Origin of the sequence: Hyphomicrobium sp. (genome assembly GCF_041674905.1) — a bacterium.
In the GTDB taxonomy this organism is placed as follows: domain Bacteria; phylum Pseudomonadota; class Alphaproteobacteria; order Rhizobiales; family Hyphomicrobiaceae; genus Hyphomicrobium_B.
This window is the reverse complement of record NZ_JBAYUV010000031.1, coordinates 1-16,183: the sequence shown is the minus strand read 5'-3', so window position 1 is coordinate 16,183 and position 16,183 is coordinate 1. Positions and strand designations below refer to the sequence as shown.

Here is a 16,183-nt window from a genome sequence, read left to right as displayed (position 1 = left end):
TCCGGAGACCTCACTTCTTCATCGGTTCCGGAATAGAACGCCCCTTACCCTTCTCAGCTACGATGAACTCCAAGAAGCGAAGATGATCCGTGGTGCTTGGATTCCAGTGGGAATGGATCGTGCCGGCGGGAACAAACAAACTCTCTCCAGCATGCAGCGTTATCGGCGGCTTCCCATCTTCCTGCCAAACACCTGTCCCCGACACGACATAGAATGTGATCGCAGCCGGATGGAGATGTCGCGGGTTGATCCCACCCGGAGCATATTCCGTCTCGTAGACTGCGACCTCCAAATTTTTCGTGCCGGGTAATACGGTCTTCAGCAGCGGCGCATGCGGTATCACGCCATGCTTTTCTTGGCTTACAGCCGGACCTGCTTGAAGCATGCAAAGGGCTCCTACCGCCGCGACACCGATACTTATGAGATTCAATCGCTTTGTCATCTGATGTTCCCAGACGCTGACTCGGTAGAGCGCTAGTTAGCTAGGCATAGTCGAACAGCGCCATGAAGCCGAAATCCATATGCATTTGCATATGACAGTGAAAAAGACTTGGGCCGGGGTTATCTGCCGTAAAGTCCACCTCTGCCTCCTGATAGCTGTCCAGCATCACTACGTCCTTGACGACACCTGCGGTCGATTTGCCGCCGATGCGCCTCAGTTCAAAACTGTGACGATGGAGATGCAACGGGTGGACCTCGTTACTCGCGTTGCGAAACTTCAGACGGTAACGCTTGCCGCTTCGCACCGTGAATTTTGGGGTCAGCGCCTCCATTGAGAAGGGTTTACCGTTGACGGTCCAGAGGTTGAACCCGTTCGCCACCGCGTTATGCTTGGCGAAGGTCAGATCGATCGTTTTATCAGGAGCCAAAGAAACTTCCGAATTTCCGAACAGGGAATAGTCCCATTTGTATGCCTTCGGGATTACCCACTTCGGTTCACCGCTGTAGCCAGCGTATTCAATGACTATTCCCATCCCGAGACGTCGAGCATCATCATCCAGATCGCCCAACACCCAGACGCCCGGATTTTTCATCTCGACAATCGCAGAAACGCGTTCGGCTGTGCCGAGCCAGAGCACGGGGACATCGGCGGGCGTTGGTACGGGATTGCCATCGAGCGCTACGATGCGGAAGACATGACCGGGCAACGCCAGGCTGCGAATCTCGGTCGCACTCGCGTTCACAACGTGCATCAGCACGCGTTCGCCTTGTTTGACCTGGATCGGCTCGCCCTCTCCCAACATCTTCCCATTGATGCCGAAGAGGCCATAATCGACTTGGAATCCTTTGACAGAGGATCCGTTTGAGCGTTTCGCGATCTGCCGCAAGTCCTGACTCGGAGCGCCGGTGAGGAAGCCGTGCGGCATATCGTTCCGGTGACTGAAGGATGGCTCGAATTCCTTTAACATCAGGAATAATTCACGATCGTAGGCGCCAGCCTCATTCTTGGGTTCGATATACACCGGTCCTGCGAGGCCGGTGTAGGTGCCGCGGTTAAGATCAGAACCCGCGAAAACGTGGGTATGATAAAAGCGCAAACCGGCCGGTTTCGGCACAAAGGCGATCCGCCGCCTGCCGTGAGCCGGCACGAATGGCGTACCTTCCTCTGCGGCGCCATCAACATCGCTGGGAATCATCTGACCATGCCAGTGGACGAGTTCGGGTGTATCGGTGTCGTTATAGACGTCGACTACAACCCGCCGCCCTTCCTTAAGGCGCAGCAGCGGCCCTGGAAACTGACCATTATAAAGTGTGGTAGAGACGACATGGTTGCGCGCAAGCTCTACGAGGCCCGTAGCAATCCGGAGCGTGTAATCCGCCTTCTCTTTGGCGGCATCATCGGTCGTGGATGCAAAGGCCGCAGATGCAAGGCCGGGCGCTGTGCCGACCAGCGACGCTAGTCCGGCAAGCTTGATTGCGGACCTGCGATTGATGGTCATGGCTTGGCCATAAGATGCGTTGCTGATTGCCACCGCTCGACTGCGCCACTACCGCCCAGGAACTGAACGTCACGCAGACGGCCGTAAGCCATTTGGTGCGAGTTTTGAGGCAGTGCCTCGGTTACATTCCGTTCAAGCGGCATCCTAACTAGCATTTGGGTCATCATTGGCCCGTGCTGATGAAGCTGACTGTGCTCCAGCCGAGAATGCCACCAATCATGCCAAGGCCAGTCCCACCCGTGGTCCATTGGCCCTCGCGGCACCCATCCTGTAACGACCGCGAGCAAGACAGCGGCTACTAACACGGCAACGGTGGCTGTGATGCCCAGAGCGATCTTACGCATAGAAATTCTCATCCTTCTCGAATAGGATGTCGCGGATAAACTTGCGTAGCAAACGCAAATTTCTCGCGGTTAGCCCAACTTGAATTTGGGGTATTAATGACTCGCCAGATGCCCTCCTTGAACGGATTGCGAGCCTTCGAAGCGGCCGGACGGCATGGCAGCTTCAAGGCAGCAGCGGAGGAGTTGAATGTCACTCAAACGGCGGTGAGCCACATGGTGCGGCTCTTGGAAAAACACCTCGGGTTCGCGCTCTTCCGCCGTCATGCCAATAAGCTCGAGCTCACCGATCAGGGCCGGGCGTTCCAGCCCGGCCTGACCGAAGCCTTCGATGCGATCGCCCGGCTCTCTGAGCAAGTGGCCTCGATGCAGGCGGGTCCGGTGCTCACCGTTGGGGTCGCGCCGACACTCGCTTTACACTGGCTAATTCCGCGCTTGACGAGCTTCAATCGCAACCATCCCAACATCGAGGTACGCGTCGCTACCGGCGGTGCAATGCTTCCGCTGCGTGATGATTGGACATGTACTGTCCGTCGCGGCGCGGGCAGTTGGCCTGGCTATATTGCCGAAGAGCTATTCCCCTCGACGCTGGTACCAGTCTGCACGCCAGCAGTAGCAGCAGGTTTGCTACGCCCCCGCGATCTCCACACGGCAACCCTGATCGTCGTCTCCCACTTGCGCGAGCAATGGACCTGGTGGTTCGAAGCGGCAGGTCTAAGCGCACCGATACAGCCGGCTAATGAGGTATCGTTCGAAAGTTCTATGATGGCAATTCAAGCTGTCCTCGATGGCGTAGGGGTCGCTGTCGCGCAACTCCCCTATGTCAGTGAGGCGCTGGCAGCGGGCCGTCTTGTCACCCCATTTCCGATCGTTGATCAGAAATACGAAGGCTGGTATCTGGCCTATAGGCCGATACGCGAGAAGGACCCGGCGCTATTGGCCTTCCGCAATTGGCTGCATGGCGAAGCTGAGTTGCAACGCCAGGTACATAAGAGGCTGGGCCTGACGCGACCGCTTACGCGCAGCGTAGCTCCAAAGCCTCTCCCAACGACCGTCGTCACACCGCTCAAAAATCGGAAGAAATAGTATTACCTTGTGCCATGCACGAGGTGGATTGCGTAGTCCGCAACTATCCGATTTTTATCCCCGCGCCGCCTACGTCCCTACGGACGAATTCAGGGCCTTCCCTCTTTCGGCGACGATTGCTTTCAATTGCCTCAGGCCGAACCCTTGAGGAGATTTGAAATGGCGCCGACAGCGGAAATATCTACCAAGCGGACGATCCGGCGGCATCAGCTACGGGAGATGGTCCCGCTTGCTGACAGCACCATCTACGAGATGGAGATGCGCGGGGAGTTTCCGCGGCGCTTCGCTCTCTCGCCCCGTTGCGTGGTTTGGGATCTCGCGGAGGTCGAAGCCTGGTTAGCCTCGCGTCGATCTGCCCCTATTGCCCGCGCGCAGTCACCCGACGTCAGGCAACGGCGCTCGCGCCCAGTTCGAGAGCCGGATCCGGTTCAAACAGCGGCATCGAAGGCGGTATGAGCACCGGCGCGCGCTTCTTGCCGGCGACCCAGGCGTCGATAATGTCCGACCACTCCTGCATCATATGGCGGCGCTGCATTTCGTACTCTGCCTTGTTGTAGACGCCGCGCGAGGAGCGACCGTCTTCGTGTGCAAGGCATTTCTCGATCCAATCGCTGTTGAACCCAAGCTCGTTAAGAAGCGTCGAACCCGTCCTTCGCAAGTCGTGGACAGTGAAGGGCTCAAGCGGCAATCCTTCCTTCTTCGCTTGCTCGACGACCGCGTAGGTGACGCGATTGAATGTCGCGCGCGACATCGGCGCATCCGCGTCATAGCGCGACGGCAAGAGGTATCTCGAGTTTCCGGCGCAGGTCTTTAGCGCGATCATGATGTCGAGAACCTGGCGTGACAGATAAACATTGTGCGCCTTTGAGCGTTTCATCCGCTCCTTCGGGATCGTCCAGACAGCATTCTCGAAATCGACCTCATCCCATATCGCATCTTGCAATTCGCTCTTGCGCACCATGGTCTGCAGATAGAGGCGCATGCCGAGCCGAATGGTCGGCAGCGTCGCCACCTTCTCAAGCAGCTTGAGCATGATCCTAATCTCGGTTGGCGAGAGCGACCGGTCCTTCGGCAAGAACGTCGCGATCGAAGCTGGTCCTACATCATCAGCCGGGTTGGAGACCTTCTCGCCGTGTAAGATCGCGAAGCCGTAGATCTGCTTGAGGATGTCGCGGACGTGGATCGCCGTCGCCGGCGCGCCGCGCTCGACGATGGCGCCACAGTGCGCCCGGAGGTCATCCGGTGTGATTTCGGTCAGCAGCCTGGTGCGCCACCTTGGTAGCAGTTCGCGTTCGAAGATTGATCGGCGCATCGCCCGTGTGCTGTCCGCCATCGGGGCCGCGGTCAGCCACTTCTCGCCGAACTCGCCAAAGCTCCTCGCTTCCAGGAGCCGGCGCTTCTCCCGCTGCTTTTCGATCGCCGGCGAGCGTCCCTCGCCGATCGCCCGTTTGGCGTCGATGCACAGTTCTCGCGCACGGGCGAGCGACAGCCCGGCCGGGCCGTACTTGCCGAACGTGACGGTCTCGCGCCGTCCATTCATCCGGTAATCCAGCCGAAAAGAGAGGGTCCCCGACGGCTTTACGAGGACATACATGCCGTCTCGGTCCGTGACCTTGTAACTTTTCTCTTTTGGTTTCAGATGCTTAAGGGCTGCATCGGTCAACATCGGGACTGCCTCCTCCAAAAAAGACCGTCAGGCCAATTTCGGGTATCCTCGTGCCAAAATCTCTTTTTCTTACAGTATGTTAGGTCGAAAAAAAGACCGTCAGAGGGTGCTCACACCCTGACGGTATCGGATGAAATCGGATTTCGCAATGGGGAGGCGCACCGTCAGAGAGTCCGTCAGCGGTCATCTCTGCCGGCCGATAGTCTCTGAACGTCTTTGGCTGATTTTATTTTGTTTATCAGTGTGTTATGGAGGTTTCCGGGACGCTGTGGGATAGCCCCGGATGGGCAAAAATCATTCCCACTCGATCGTGCCGGGGGGCTTCGAGGTCACGTCGTAGACGACGCGATTGACGCCGCGAACCTCGTTGATGATCCGCGTCGCGACACGGCCGAGAAACGCCATGTCGAAATGGAAAAAGTCGGCGGTCATGCCGTCGACGGAGGTCACGGCCCGCAAGCCGAGAACGTGATCGTAGGTCCGCCCGTCGCCCATGACGCCGACGGTGCGCACCGGAAGCAGAACGGCGAACGCCTGCCAGATCGCGTCGTAAAGACCGGCCTTGCGGATCTCGTCGAGATAGACCGCGTCGGCCTGGCGCAGAATGTCGAGCTTCTCGCGCGTGATTTCGCCCGGAATGCGAATGGCGAGCCCCGGCCCCGGAAACGGATGACGCCCGACGAACGCTTCCGGCAAGCCAAGCTCGCGGCCGAGCGTGCGAACCTCATCCTTGAACAGCTCGCGCAACGGCTCCACGAGCTTCATCTGCATGCGCTCTGGCAAGCCGCCGACGTTATGGTGCGATTTGATCGTTACCGACGGCCCGCCGGTGAACGACACGCTTTCGATGACGTCCGGATAAAGCGTCCCTTGTGCAAGGAATTCGGCGCCGCCGATTGTCTTTGCTTCCCGTTCGAAGACCTCGATGAAATGCTTGCCAATCGTCTTGCGCTTCGTCTCGGGGTCGGAGATGCCGTCCAGCGCAGTCAGGAATTGCTCGGACGCATCCACATGGACGAGCGGAATGTTGTAGTGATCGCGGAACAACCCCACGACCTCATCGGCTTCGCCAAGCCGCATCAGGCCATGATCGACGAACACGCAGGTGAGCTGATCGCCGATCGCTTCGTGAATGAGCACGGCCGCGACAGTGCTATCGACGCCTCCCGACAGACCGCAAATCACGCGGCCCTTGCCGACCTGCGCCCGCACCTTGTCGATCATCGACCGGCGATACGCGGCCATCGTCCAGTCGGACTTCAGCCCCGCGATCTTATGGACGAAGTTCGAGATGAGCTTCGCGCCGTCCGGCGTATGCACGACCTCGGGATGAAACTGCACGGCGTAGAAATGTCGGCCTTCGTCGGCAACCGCCGCGAACGGCGCGTTCTCGCTCGTCGCGATAATCTCGAAGCCCTCGGGCAGACGCGTGACGCGATCGCCGTGGCTCATCCAGACCTGGTGCTTCGTCCCCGGCGACCAGAACCCGTCGAACAGCGGGCTCGGCTTGTCGATCGACAGAAAGGCGCGCCCGAACTCACGATGATGCCCAGCCTCGACCTTGCCGCCGAGCTGCTCCGCCATCGTCTGCTGGCCGTAGCAGATGCCGAGCACCGGCACCCCCGATGCAAAGACCGCTTCCGGCGCGCGTGGAGAGCCGTCCTCCGTCACGGACGCCGGGCCGCCGGATAGAATGACGGCCTTCGGCTTGAGCTTGGCGAACGCTTCGGCGGCGTTCTGGAATGGATGAATTTCCGAGTAGACGCCACCCTCGCGCACGCGCCGCGCGATGAGCTGCGTAACCTGGCTGCCGAAATCGATGATGAGGACGCTGTCGGTCAAAGTTCGCGAGACCCTTTATTTAAGGCCTTCCCCTACGCGAATACGCGCGATGCCGCAACGGCCGCAAAGCAGCACCCACAGGCCCGGAAAGCTGGCTGCAACCGGCGAACCGCGCAACGGCCGCTCAGTTCATCTGCCAGATCGAAAAATTCAGCGCCGCTGCAAACGAGACCCACGCGAGGTAGGGTAAATAGAGGGAGCTGGCGCGGCGCTCGATGTTCCACGCCGCCACGATGAACAGCAGGATCGTCACCCAAAGCTGCGCGATGCAGGCCATCGCCATCTGAGGGTCGTGGCGGCCGAACATCAGGTACGACCAGAAGCCGTTGAAGAACAGGCCGACGCCCCAGATGAGGATCGCGGGCGACCATCCGACCGCTCGCCAGACCAGCCATCCCGCAACGGCGATCATGACGTAGAGAATGGTCCACGCGATAGGAAAGACCCAGTTTGGCGGTGTCCAGGCCGGCTTGTTGAGGGACGCATACCAGTCCCCCGGCAGGAACTGCATGCCCGTCGACGCGGCAAGCGCCACCAGCGCCGCGAAAACCAAAAACGATATGAGCTTCGTCAAATCTTACTCTCTGTCTGATCGTCGGCTAAAGACGCCGCGCACCCTCTGATTCTGGAAGGCACCCTATTTCATGCTGATGGTCAAGACACGCTTGGAGCCGAGCCCCATCGCAGGGATCGGATTGTTCGCCGATCAGGACATTAAAAAAGGCACCGTGACCTGGCGCTTCATGACAGCCTATGACCGGCTTCTGAGTGAGGCCGACATCGGCCATCTGCCGGAGCCCGCCCGCTCGAACATCCTCGATCACGCCTACCTCGACGCAACCAGTGGCCTGTACGTCCTCTGCGCCGACAATGCCCGGTTCATGAATCACGCCGATGACCCGAACACAGCCGGCGTGCACGACCCTGGAGCCATCGAAGGGTACGATATCGCGACGCGCGACATCGCAGCGGGAGAAGAGTTAACCTGCGACTACCGCACATTCGATGCGCACGTCGGCGTCAAGCTCGGCACCATAGGCTAAAGGCCGGAACTTATTGCCCCGGAACGATCGAAACGCCCGGCGCCTGCTTGCGGCTCGCGCGCCGCCGCTTGACGCCCAGCGCCCTCAGGACCTGCGCGGCCATGATGCGTCGCTGAAGGTATGGCGAGAAATATCCCGCATAGCGCTGCCGGAGTTCCAGACGCCGCCAGTCTTCGCCCGAGACGTGGCCCCGGCAATGCGGCGATCCGCACGAGCATGTAAACTCGTCATAGGACGAGCCGTCGCTCATCGCGTAATCGTAGGTGATCTCTTCGCCCGCGCCGATGTCGCGCATCGCGACCAGCGCGATCTGCCCGGAAAGCCCGGCGTTCGGACTGCAGCTGTGGTTCACGTAATCCGGCGGCTCGCAGTCGGACAACGAGACGAGATACTGGTTTTCTTCGACCTGCAGCGAATAGCGCCGGACCGTCGGTGGCATGCCGTTCAGCTCTTCGCCCGTGACGAGTGTACCGCTCCACACGAAGATCAGATCACCCTTGGCGATAGCCTCCCGCGCAACGACCGTATGGCCGCCGCGGTTCGGTATCGGATGAACGTCGCATTTCGGAGAGAGGAAGGAGTGTGCCCTACCGCTCATTCATTGACCTCAATTGGCCGCAACGAACGGGGTACGCCAGACGCGTTCGAAATGAAGCATGGCTCGTATCCCTCGGTCTGCCGACAGCCTGACGGCAAACGACGCATCACATAATTTCGCTGTGTGCGATGTCAACGGCGAAACCTAGGCAAACACGTGCTCAAAAACCGCTCACTTTTTGTTTCCGCAAATTCCTATCGTCGAAGAAAGTGCCGAAAATTTTGAACGTCGGCGCACGCGGGATGTTCCCCACCCCGCGGCCAACCCTGCGAGACGCAGAAAACCCATCCACAGAAAATTCGCTTAGGAAGCCCGCGCCAGGACCGCAATGAAGAAGCCGTCTGTCCCGTGACGTCCGGGCGTGAGCAACAGCGCATCGGGGCTGCCGTCCGCCGATGCCGGGACTTCTGCAGTCTGACCAGCGGCGGCCCAGGCGTCGCCCGTCGGCACGACGTGAAAATCCTCATGCTTTTCCAGGAACGCCGCAACCTGAAGGGCATTCTCCTCAGGCAAAATCGAGCATGTGACATACACGATCTGCCCGCCCGGCTTCACCAGTGACGCGGCACGGTCAAGGACAGACCGCTGCTCGGCCTGACGCGCAGCAAACGCTTCGGGCTTCAACCGCCACTTCGCATCCGGACGCCGCCGCCACGTCCCCGTGCCGGTGCACGGCGCGTCCGCTAAAACGACGTCAAACCGCGGACCCAGCGCCGCCAGCGCGGTCTCATCGCCGGCTCTCAGAACCTGCACATTGCGCACACCCGCGCGCTTGATGCGATCGAAGATCGGCTTCAGCTGATGGCGGTCGGCATCGTAGGCATAGAGCTGCCCGGTGTTCTGCATCAGCGCCGCGAGCGCGAGCGTTTTTCCGCCGGCTCCAGCGCAGAGATCGAGCACCTGTTTCCTCGGCCCCGCACCCGACAACAGCGCCGCGATCTGCGAACCCTCGTCCTGGATTTCAAACCAGCCTGCCTGAAACGCCGCCTCGGCCTGCAGGTTCGGCGTCCGCTGCGCGCCGGCCGGTGCCGGAACGCGAACGCCGACGGGCGAAACCGGACACGGCCCGGCACCGAAAGGAAGCAGCGCCTTCAGGACTTTTTCCTGCGTCGACTTCAGCGTGTTGACGCGCAGGTCCGCCGGAGCGCGCCGCGCCATCGCCTCGCCTTCGCCGACGGCGGCAGAACCGAACTGCGCCGAGAACGACGGCCAAAGCCATTCCGGAATATCAGCGCGCGCGGCGTCGGGGGCCTCCGCCATGTCGCGCGTCAGTCCCGCCCGCTCGGCGTCCGACAGCGGCGGCGGCGAATGGTCCGCACCATCGCAGGCCGCGATGACGGCATCGGCCGAAAGGCCCAGCGCTGAAGACGCGGCACCGATGGCAAGAGTGCGCGGAGTATCCTCGCCTAGCGCCCAGGCCAGTGAAGCACGGCGGCGAAGCGCGTCATAAACAAGGCCGCCGATTGCGTTACGGTCGCCAGACCCGGCAAAACGATGCGCCTTGCCCCAGTCAGTCAATGCCATGGCGACGGGCTGGTAACGATTGAGAATCGCCTCCAGAACCTCGATCGCCGCAGCGATGCGGGCTCCAGGTCTCATGTGATTTCCTTTTAGATGCCCGTCAGGATCTTGACGGCGAAGATGATCCACATCGCCAGCAGCACGACGAAGCCGCCGCCGTAGATGCGGCCGCGCAGAAGCACGTCGTTGCCGGTCGTGTGAATGTAGGCGTGGGCGAGGCGCAGGATAACGAAAATCCACGCCAGCACCAGCAGCAGGATGTCGCCGACCCGGGTGATGAGGATGAACGCGATCAACACATAGAACAGCACCGGCAGCTCAAGCTGGTTCTTGAACGCATTGCCGTACTGCGTGACCTTCGTCGGCCAGCGCGGCTCGCCGAGCGCAATATCCTGCGGCTTGACTTCACCGGTCCGAAAACTCGAAACACGGCCGATCGCCGTTCTCAGCAGCAACGCAAACGTCAGCGCGACCAGGACAAAGACCGGCAGTAGAAAATCCGTGACCGTCATCGATCCCTCCGCGCCAGGTTGCCGAGAACAATAGCCTTAGATACCGGAGCCCGGATAGTTCGGGCTTTCGCGCGTGATCAGAACGCCATGCGCATGGCTTTCGCGAATGCCCGCCGGAGAGATGCGCACGAATTTGGCGCGCTTCTGGAATTCGGGGATCGTCTTCGCACCGAGATAGCCCATGCCGGCGCGCAGACCGCCGACGAGCTGATGCACGACCGAATCCATCGGTCCCTTGTAAGGAACCTGACCCTCGATGCCCTCGGGCACGAGCTTCAGCGTATCGCGAACTTCCGCCTGGAAATAGCGATCCGCCGAACCGCGCGCCATCGCCCCGACCGACCCCATGCCGCGATACGACTTGTAGGTCCGTCCCTGATAGAGATAGGTCTCACCCGGCGCTTCGTCGGTTCCCGCCAGCAGCGAACCGATCATCACGCACGAAGCGCCGGCAGCAATCGCCTTCGCGATGTCGCCCGAAAACCGGATGCCGCCGTCGGCGATGATGGGAATTCCAGCGCGTGCAGCTTCCCTGGAGCACTCCATCACCGCGGTGAGCTGCGGCACGCCGACACCAGCGACGATGCGTGTCGTGCAGATCGAACCCGGCCCGATGCCGACTTTTACGGCGTCGGCACCGGCATCGATCAGCGCTTTCGTTGCGTCCGCCGTCGCGACGTTGCCGGCAATGACCTGCGCGCTGTTCGACTGCTTTTTGATGCGCGCGACGGCTTCAATCACCTTCACCGAATGTCCATGCGCCGTATCGACGACGATCACGTCGCAACCGGCATCGATCAACCGTTCGGTCCGCTCGAAACCGTCCTCACCGACCGTCGTCGCCGCCGCGACCCGGAGCCGTCCGTGCGCATCCTTTGACGCGTGCGGATACTTCGCCGCCTTCTCGATGTCCTTGACGGTGATGAGGCCGATGCAGTTGTCATGGTCGTCGACGACGATCAACTTCTCGATACGATTTTGATGCAGCAGGCGCTTGGCTTCGTCCTGCGAGACATTGCGCTTCACCGTCACGAGATTGGTCTTCGTCATCAGCTCGGAGACCGGTTGATCGACCCTGGCCGCGAACCGTACGTCGCGATTGGTCAGAATACCGACGAGCTTGCCCTTTCCGGCGCTGCCGTCCGGACCTTCGCCCGAGCTCTCGACGACCGGAACGCCGGTGACGCCGTTGTCGGCCATCAGCTTCAACGCTTCGCCCAGCGTCTTGCGCGGAGAAATCGTAACCGGATTGAGGACGATGCCGCTTTCGTAGCGTTTGACCTGCGCGACGTGCCGGGCCTGCTCCTCGATCGTCAGATTGCGATGCAGAACGCCAATGCCTCCCGCCTGCGCCATGGCGATGGCGAGCCGCGCTTCGGTAACGGTATCCATCGCCGACGACAGCAGCGGAATACTGAGGCGCACGGATTTCGTCAGTTGGGTCGAGACATCCGCCTGCCCGGGCATGACATCGGATGGACCTGGAACGAGCAGAACATCGTCAAAGGTAAGCGCAATCCCCGAATCGAGCGAAAGGCTCGAAGTCATGCGGACTTCTCCAATTTTGGGGGGCGACACGTCCAGGCCCCCTGGGGCGGAACATTGTCGCGCGGTCTATAGCACCAAGGTTTGAGGCTTGGAAGCGCTTATACCGCGTCAAATAGTAATGCGGCCAATGGATTGGGGTGGCCGTCACATGCCTGTCGTCGGACTCTGCGAGGCTCTCCGCACGGGGTGAAAGCCCCCATTGGATTCTGCTTGGATTAGATATGGTTGGCGCCCGTGCTTTAATCGGCTTGAGCTTGGCTTGCGCCGGGTTTGCCGTTCTCTGCGCGTCGCTGCTCGCGATCGACCCGTTTCCTGGCACGCAACCGTCACGCGGCGATCGCCAGCATCCGGTGGTGGCACTCGCTTGGTCTGAAGCCAACTGCGATTCGCGCCTGGCGATCCGGCCCGGTACAGCCCGGCTGCAGACGGAAGATCTCATCGAACTCTCGGCAGCATTCGATGAGATGGCGCGCCGGAAGGGACGCACGATTGCTTGCGCGACGGCGTTAGCGCTTGCGACGCCGGTCGCCATTCCCGCGACGACGGCTGCCGACGAACAGGTCGCCTTTGCGCACCCGGCTCACTCGCCCTGAGATCCGCGAAAGCCCGTCGCCAAAACGTATAGCTCGGAACTTTCCTGGCGGCTCGCGGGCGGCTTCACATGACGAACGACCTTGAAGTCGCGCTTTAATGCATCGAGCAGATCGCGCTCGGTGCCGCCTTGAAACACCTTGCAGAGAAACACGCCGCCCGACTCCAGCACATCCGCCGCGAACGCAGCCGCCGCTTCGGCGAGGCCCATGATCCTCAGATGATCTGTCTTGGTGTGCCCGACCGTCGGTGCCGCCATATCCGACAGAACGACATCGGCCTTACCCCCGCGCAAGCGCGACTTGAGCAGCGCTTCCGCGTCGGGGGCAGTGAAATCCATCTCGATGATATCGACGCCCGGGATCGGCTCGAAGTTCAGGTAATCGATGGCGACGATCTGACCTTTGCCGCCGTTCGACTTGACCAGTTCGGCGGCAACCTGCGACCAGCCGCCGGGGGCCGCGCCAAGATCGATGACGCGCTGTCCGGGCTTCAAGAAGTTATAGCGCGCATTGATCTCGCGGAGTTTGTATGCGGCGCGTGACCGGAGGCCCTCGCGTTTTGATGCCGCGACGTAGGGGTCGTTCAATTGGCGCTCAAGCCAACGCGCCGACGATACCGATCGTTTGCGCGCCGTCTTGACGGCAGTGTGCAGAAGCCGCTGACCGCCGCCCACACTTTGCCGACCCTTGCCTCCACCACTCTTATTGTTTGTCACGGCGCGCTCTCATTGTGCGAACGCCGTGACCGGCCACGTCGGCGGCGGCCCGTTCTCCAGACGCCATCTTCCATCATCAGACGCATCAAAATTCCTTCGCGCAGTCCACGATCGGCGACACGAAGCCGCTCGGCCGGCCAGAGTTTCAGAATGGCATCGAGAATGGCGCAGCCGGCAAGCACGAGATCGGCGCGCTCCCGGCCGATGCAAGGCTCGAGAATACGATCCTCGTAGCTCAGGTTGAGCAGACGCGACGTGACGTCATTGATCTGCATGGTATTGAGCCAAATGCCGTCGACGCGTTTGCGGTCGTAGCGTTCGAGGTCGAGAAGCACGCCCGCAATCGTCGTCACCGTACCGGACGTCCCAAGAAAATGCACCTTACGGCCGGCGACACGCTCGCGAAAACCATGCATCGCCTCGAATGGCGCGAGGAGCTGGGTCACCGAACCCGACATCGCGGCGAAGCTTTCGGGCGTTACGGAGCGCCCATCGAACCGCTCCGCAAGCGTCACGACGCCGACGGGGAGCGACTCCCACGCCACGATGGCATCATCGATGTCGTAGCGTCCGGTCAGCACATCCCGGCGCGAATCGAACTTCGTCATATCGAGCCAGATGATTTCCGACGAGCCGCCGCCGATGTCGAACACCAGCACGAATTCTGCTTCGGGATCGATCAGCGTCGCACATCCCGCAACCGCGAGACGCGCCTCCATTTCCGAAGTCAAAACCTCGATCTCGAGCCCGAAATTATCGCGCACGCTTGCGACGAAGGATTGCCCGTTCTCCGCGACGCGGCAGGCTTGCGTCGCCACCATGCGCGCGCGGCCGACACGGTGGCGTTGCAGCTTTCCCGCGCACACCTTCAGCGCCTCCATCGTGCGGCTCATGGCCTGATCGGAGAGCCGTCCGGATCCGCTGACGCCTTCTCCCAGTCGAATGATTCGCGAAAATGCATCAACGACGCGGAAGCCTCGGCGTGACGGACGCGCGAGCAGCAAGCGGCAATTGTTCGTCCCGAGATCGAGCGCGCCGTAGATCGGATCGGCATAATCGGCGGACGACGGCCCTGCGCGAGAATGGGAATCGCGGCGCCCCGTCGAGGCTGGAGTTGCGGCTTGCTGCGCAGTTCCGTGGCGGCTCACGGGGGCCTGCGCCGCGCCGGCGCTTCCGCCATGACCGACATGACCGATAAACTCATCGGATTTCGACAGACGATCGGCACCAGCTGGCGCACCAGGGCCTGGGTGATCTGGTTTCAAAATGTCTCTCCAGGACCTGGCATCACGACGGCCGACAATGGTGCCGCCGCGCTCTTCAGGCCAATTATCTGGACCTCTGTTGGCGACGAGTGTAGCAGGTCGCGAACTCGCGTAAAGCACGGAGCGGCGCGAGGCCGAGCAAACCCCGGATTTGCTCGGCTCAAACGGACAATCGGCAAAAGATCGCGGATCGCGAGCGCACGCTTGCAGATGCCCGGACCTGCTGCTATGACCCGCGCTCCGGCGACGCCCGAAGGCTCGCCAGGTCCCGGCTTTGGGGGATCGTCTAATGGTAGGACTGCAGACTCTGACTCTGCCTGTCTAGGTTCGAATCCTAGTCCCCCAGCCAAATCTCAGATTTCACGAAATCCTGCCGTCCTTCACCTTTCGCGCACTTGGCGGCAGATGCCGTTTCTGCAATCATATCAAATGGTTGTTGTAGGGTGACGTTTAGCTCCCCTTCCTTCCAGGTCGAGTTCGAAAGTAGGAAGTCGAGAAGACGGCGCTTTTCGCGCGGTTCTTGCCGTTCGAACAGTCGGCGGGCGTTCTTGGCCAGTTCTAGAATCTGGACGCCATCTTCCAGATAGGACTGGTCGGCCGATTTCAGGCGTCCGATCTGCCGCAAGCATGCATCCTGCTCGCGACGCCAGTCTGCTGCCATCCGGTCAAAGAATGGCGCGTCGACCCGGCCGTCGAGCTTGTCGACGTACATGGCATGAATGCGTGCCTGCAGCCTGTCGTATTCTGCTTGATGCCGAGCGATTGCCGCATGCTGCTCATCGCGCTGCGCGGCGTGACTTTCACGCAGGGCTTCACGAACCCAGTCGAGGACTTCGTCATCAAAGGTAAGCCGATCAAGCAACTCCGAAAACTTAGCTTCGAGTACCTGCTCCCTAACGTAGCGCTCGGGGCATTTTCCCTTGAACCCGGAGCAGTGGTAGTAGACGTAGCGGCTCTTTTTGATCTCGCCGACCATCGCACAACCACAATGACCGCATGTCATTAACCCGGAAAATGCAAAGTTATGCTTTGAGCGGCGCAGTTTGCTGGATTTACGGCCGTCGAGTGCATCTTGCACCTGTTCCCAGAGTTCCCGTGAGATCAGCGGTGTGTGTCGCCCTTTATAGAGACGCCCCTTCCACTCGAACTCGCCCATGTAGAGCCGATTACGCAGGATTGTGTGAATGGTGCTGACGGGCACAGGCCGACCAGTCCTTCGGTACTTGAGGCCGGCATCGAAAGCCTTTCCGGCAGCCTCTTTCAACGACAGATTGCCAGTCGCGTACCATTCGAACAGCTGAACAATTATCGGTGCAGTGTCCAGATCGGGCGCAATGGTCTTCTTGCCGTCCGAGCCGGGGACGTTGCGATATCCTAGCGGCGATTTGGTGTGTAAAAGCCGGAGCAATAATCCCTCACAGAAGCGGCTGATTTGTTCGGCCGCGCCGGACTAAAAGTGCGGCAGATTGGAGCCCTGTGCCTGCGTCGGCGCGAGGGCGGGGATGAAGCAGG

Annotated in this window: 16 protein-coding genes and 1 tRNA gene; 5 read left to right on the top strand and 12 right to left on the bottom strand. The window is 60.7% G+C overall.

The features are described 5' to 3' along the window. Window positions 1-10 precede the first annotated feature (10 nt). Both WC026_RS12455 and WC026_RS12450 read right to left on the bottom strand, forming a co-directional pair. Window positions 11-385: a cupin domain-containing protein gene (locus tag WC026_RS12455; RefSeq protein WP_372711312.1), complete on the bottom strand. Its 375-nt coding sequence runs from the start codon at window positions 383-385 to the stop codon at window positions 11-13. Between the two features lie 97 nt (window positions 386-482). Continuing rightward, window positions 483-1,973, bottom strand: a complete 1,491-nt coding sequence (locus WC026_RS12450; protein ID WP_372711311.1) for a multicopper oxidase family protein — start codon at window positions 1,971-1,973, stop codon at window positions 483-485. A gap of 407 nt (window positions 1,974-2,380) precedes the next feature. Here WC026_RS12450 and WC026_RS12445 point away from each other — a divergent pair, with 407 nt between their 5' ends. Together WC026_RS12445 and WC026_RS12440 are read left to right on the top strand one after the other, a co-directional pair. After that, entirely contained in the window at window positions 2,381-3,367 is a 987-nt protein-coding gene (locus WC026_RS12445) for a LysR substrate-binding domain-containing protein (protein ID WP_372711309.1), read from the top strand. Window positions 3,368-3,526: 159 nt separating this feature from the next. Further along, on the top strand, window positions 3,527-3,823 hold the full coding sequence (locus WC026_RS12440) for a helix-turn-helix transcriptional regulator (protein ID WP_372711308.1): 297 nt from the start codon (window positions 3,527-3,529) through the stop codon (window positions 3,821-3,823). On the opposite strand, the gene WC026_RS12435 is transcribed toward WC026_RS12440, so the two are convergent. From WC026_RS12435 to WC026_RS12425, 3 genes are all read right to left on the bottom strand, one after another. Further along, window positions 3,753-5,033: a tyrosine-type recombinase/integrase gene (locus WC026_RS12435; RefSeq protein WP_372711307.1), complete on the bottom strand. Its 1,281-nt coding sequence runs from the start codon at window positions 5,031-5,033 to the stop codon at window positions 3,753-3,755. The genes WC026_RS12440 and WC026_RS12435 overlap by 71 nt on opposite strands. Before the next feature lie 294 nt (window positions 5,034-5,327). Continuing rightward, on the bottom strand, window positions 5,328-6,875 hold the full coding sequence (guaA, locus tag WC026_RS12430) for a glutamine-hydrolyzing GMP synthase (RefSeq protein WP_372711306.1): 1,548 nt from the start codon (window positions 6,873-6,875) through the stop codon (window positions 5,328-5,330). Window positions 6,876-6,999: 124 nt separating this feature from the next. Next, complete coding sequence (locus WC026_RS12425) at window positions 7,000-7,449, bottom strand: TspO/MBR family protein (protein ID WP_372711304.1); 450 nt, start codon at window positions 7,447-7,449, stop codon at window positions 7,000-7,002. Window positions 7,450-7,519: 70 nt separating this feature from the next. Between WC026_RS12425 and WC026_RS12420 the strand changes: the two genes are divergently transcribed. Then, the gene (locus tag WC026_RS12420) at window positions 7,520-7,918 is read left to right on the top strand and encodes an SET domain-containing protein (protein ID WP_372711303.1); all 399 of its coding nucleotides are present in this window, start codon (window positions 7,520-7,522) and stop codon (window positions 7,916-7,918) included. Window positions 7,919-7,928: 10 nt separating this feature from the next. On the opposite strand, the gene WC026_RS12415 is transcribed toward WC026_RS12420, so the two are convergent. The 4 genes from WC026_RS12415 to guaB all read right to left on the bottom strand — a co-directional run bounded on the left by WC026_RS12415 (window position 7,929) and on the right by guaB (window position 12,097). After that, entirely contained in the window at window positions 7,929-8,516 is a 588-nt protein-coding gene (locus WC026_RS12415; RefSeq protein WP_372711302.1) for an SET domain-containing protein, read from the bottom strand. Window positions 8,517-8,819: 303 nt separating this feature from the next. Continuing rightward, a complete protein-coding gene (locus WC026_RS12410; protein WP_372711300.1) occupies window positions 8,820-10,115 on the bottom strand; it encodes an RsmB/NOP family class I SAM-dependent RNA methyltransferase in 1,296 nt (431 codons plus the stop codon). Between the two features lie 11 nt (window positions 10,116-10,126). Further along, window positions 10,127-10,549, bottom strand: coding sequence for an MAPEG family protein (locus tag WC026_RS12405; protein ID WP_372711299.1), 423 nt, complete (start codon window positions 10,547-10,549; stop codon window positions 10,127-10,129). Window positions 10,550-10,585: 36 nt separating this feature from the next. Further along, complete coding sequence (gene guaB, locus WC026_RS12400; protein ID WP_372711297.1) at window positions 10,586-12,097, bottom strand: IMP dehydrogenase; 1,512 nt, start codon at window positions 12,095-12,097, stop codon at window positions 10,586-10,588. A gap of 221 nt (window positions 12,098-12,318) precedes the next feature. Between guaB and WC026_RS12395 the strand changes: the two genes are divergently transcribed. Next, complete coding sequence (locus WC026_RS12395; RefSeq protein ID WP_372711296.1) at window positions 12,319-12,690, top strand: hypothetical protein; 372 nt, start codon at window positions 12,319-12,321, stop codon at window positions 12,688-12,690. Here WC026_RS12395 and WC026_RS12390 read toward each other — a convergent pair. Both WC026_RS12390 and WC026_RS12385 read right to left on the bottom strand, forming a co-directional pair. Further along, complete coding sequence (locus tag WC026_RS12390) at window positions 12,678-13,406, bottom strand: RlmE family RNA methyltransferase (protein WP_372711295.1); 729 nt, start codon at window positions 13,404-13,406, stop codon at window positions 12,678-12,680. The two genes, WC026_RS12395 and WC026_RS12390, sit on opposite strands and share 13 nt — an antisense overlap. Then, complete coding sequence (locus WC026_RS12385) at window positions 13,403-14,671, bottom strand: Ppx/GppA phosphatase family protein (protein WP_372711294.1); 1,269 nt, start codon at window positions 14,669-14,671, stop codon at window positions 13,403-13,405. Before WC026_RS12385 ends, WC026_RS12390 begins: the two co-directional genes overlap by 4 nt. Before the next feature lie 275 nt (window positions 14,672-14,946). Between WC026_RS12385 and WC026_RS12380 the strand changes: the two genes are divergently transcribed. Then, window positions 14,947-15,020 (top strand) — tRNA-Gln (locus WC026_RS12380). On the opposite strand, the gene WC026_RS12375 is transcribed toward WC026_RS12380, so the two are convergent. Then, entirely contained in the window at window positions 15,006-16,079 is a 1,074-nt protein-coding gene (locus WC026_RS12375) for a recombinase family protein (RefSeq protein ID WP_372711293.1), read from the bottom strand. The two genes, WC026_RS12380 and WC026_RS12375, sit on opposite strands and share 15 nt — an antisense overlap. Window positions 16,080-16,183 lie beyond the last annotated feature (104 nt).

What these genes read in the sequence shown, in the direction of transcription:
- WC026_RS12410 (WP_372711300.1), bottom strand. Translation starts at nt 10,115, where the DNA reads ATGAGACCTGGAGCCCGCATCGCTGCGGCGATCGAGGTTCTGGAGGCG.
- WC026_RS12420 (WP_372711303.1), top strand. Translation starts at nt 7,520, where the DNA reads ATGCTGATGGTCAAGACACGCTTGGAGCCGAGCCCCATCGCAGGGATC.
- WC026_RS12395 (WP_372711296.1), top strand. Translation starts at nt 12,319, where the DNA reads ATGGTTGGCGCCCGTGCTTTAATCGGCTTGAGCTTGGCTTGCGCCGGG.
- WC026_RS12415 (WP_372711302.1), bottom strand. Translation starts at nt 8,516, where the DNA reads ATGAGCGGTAGGGCACACTCCTTCCTCTCTCCGAAATGCGACGTTCAT.
- WC026_RS12435 (WP_372711307.1), bottom strand. Translation starts at nt 5,033, where the DNA reads ATGTTGACCGATGCAGCCCTTAAGCATCTGAAACCAAAAGAGAAAAGT.
- WC026_RS12405 (WP_372711299.1), bottom strand. Translation starts at nt 10,549, where the DNA reads ATGACGGTCACGGATTTTCTACTGCCGGTCTTTGTCCTGGTCGCGCTG.
- WC026_RS12440 (WP_372711308.1), top strand. Translation starts at nt 3,527, where the DNA reads ATGGCGCCGACAGCGGAAATATCTACCAAGCGGACGATCCGGCGGCAT.
- WC026_RS12445 (WP_372711309.1), top strand. Translation starts at nt 2,381, where the DNA reads ATGACTCGCCAGATGCCCTCCTTGAACGGATTGCGAGCCTTCGAAGCG.
- guaB (WP_372711297.1), bottom strand. Translation starts at nt 12,097, where the DNA reads ATGACTTCGAGCCTTTCGCTCGATTCGGGGATTGCGCTTACCTTTGAC.
- WC026_RS12455 (WP_372711312.1), bottom strand. Translation starts at nt 385, where the DNA reads ATGCTTCAAGCAGGTCCGGCTGTAAGCCAAGAAAAGCATGGCGTGATA.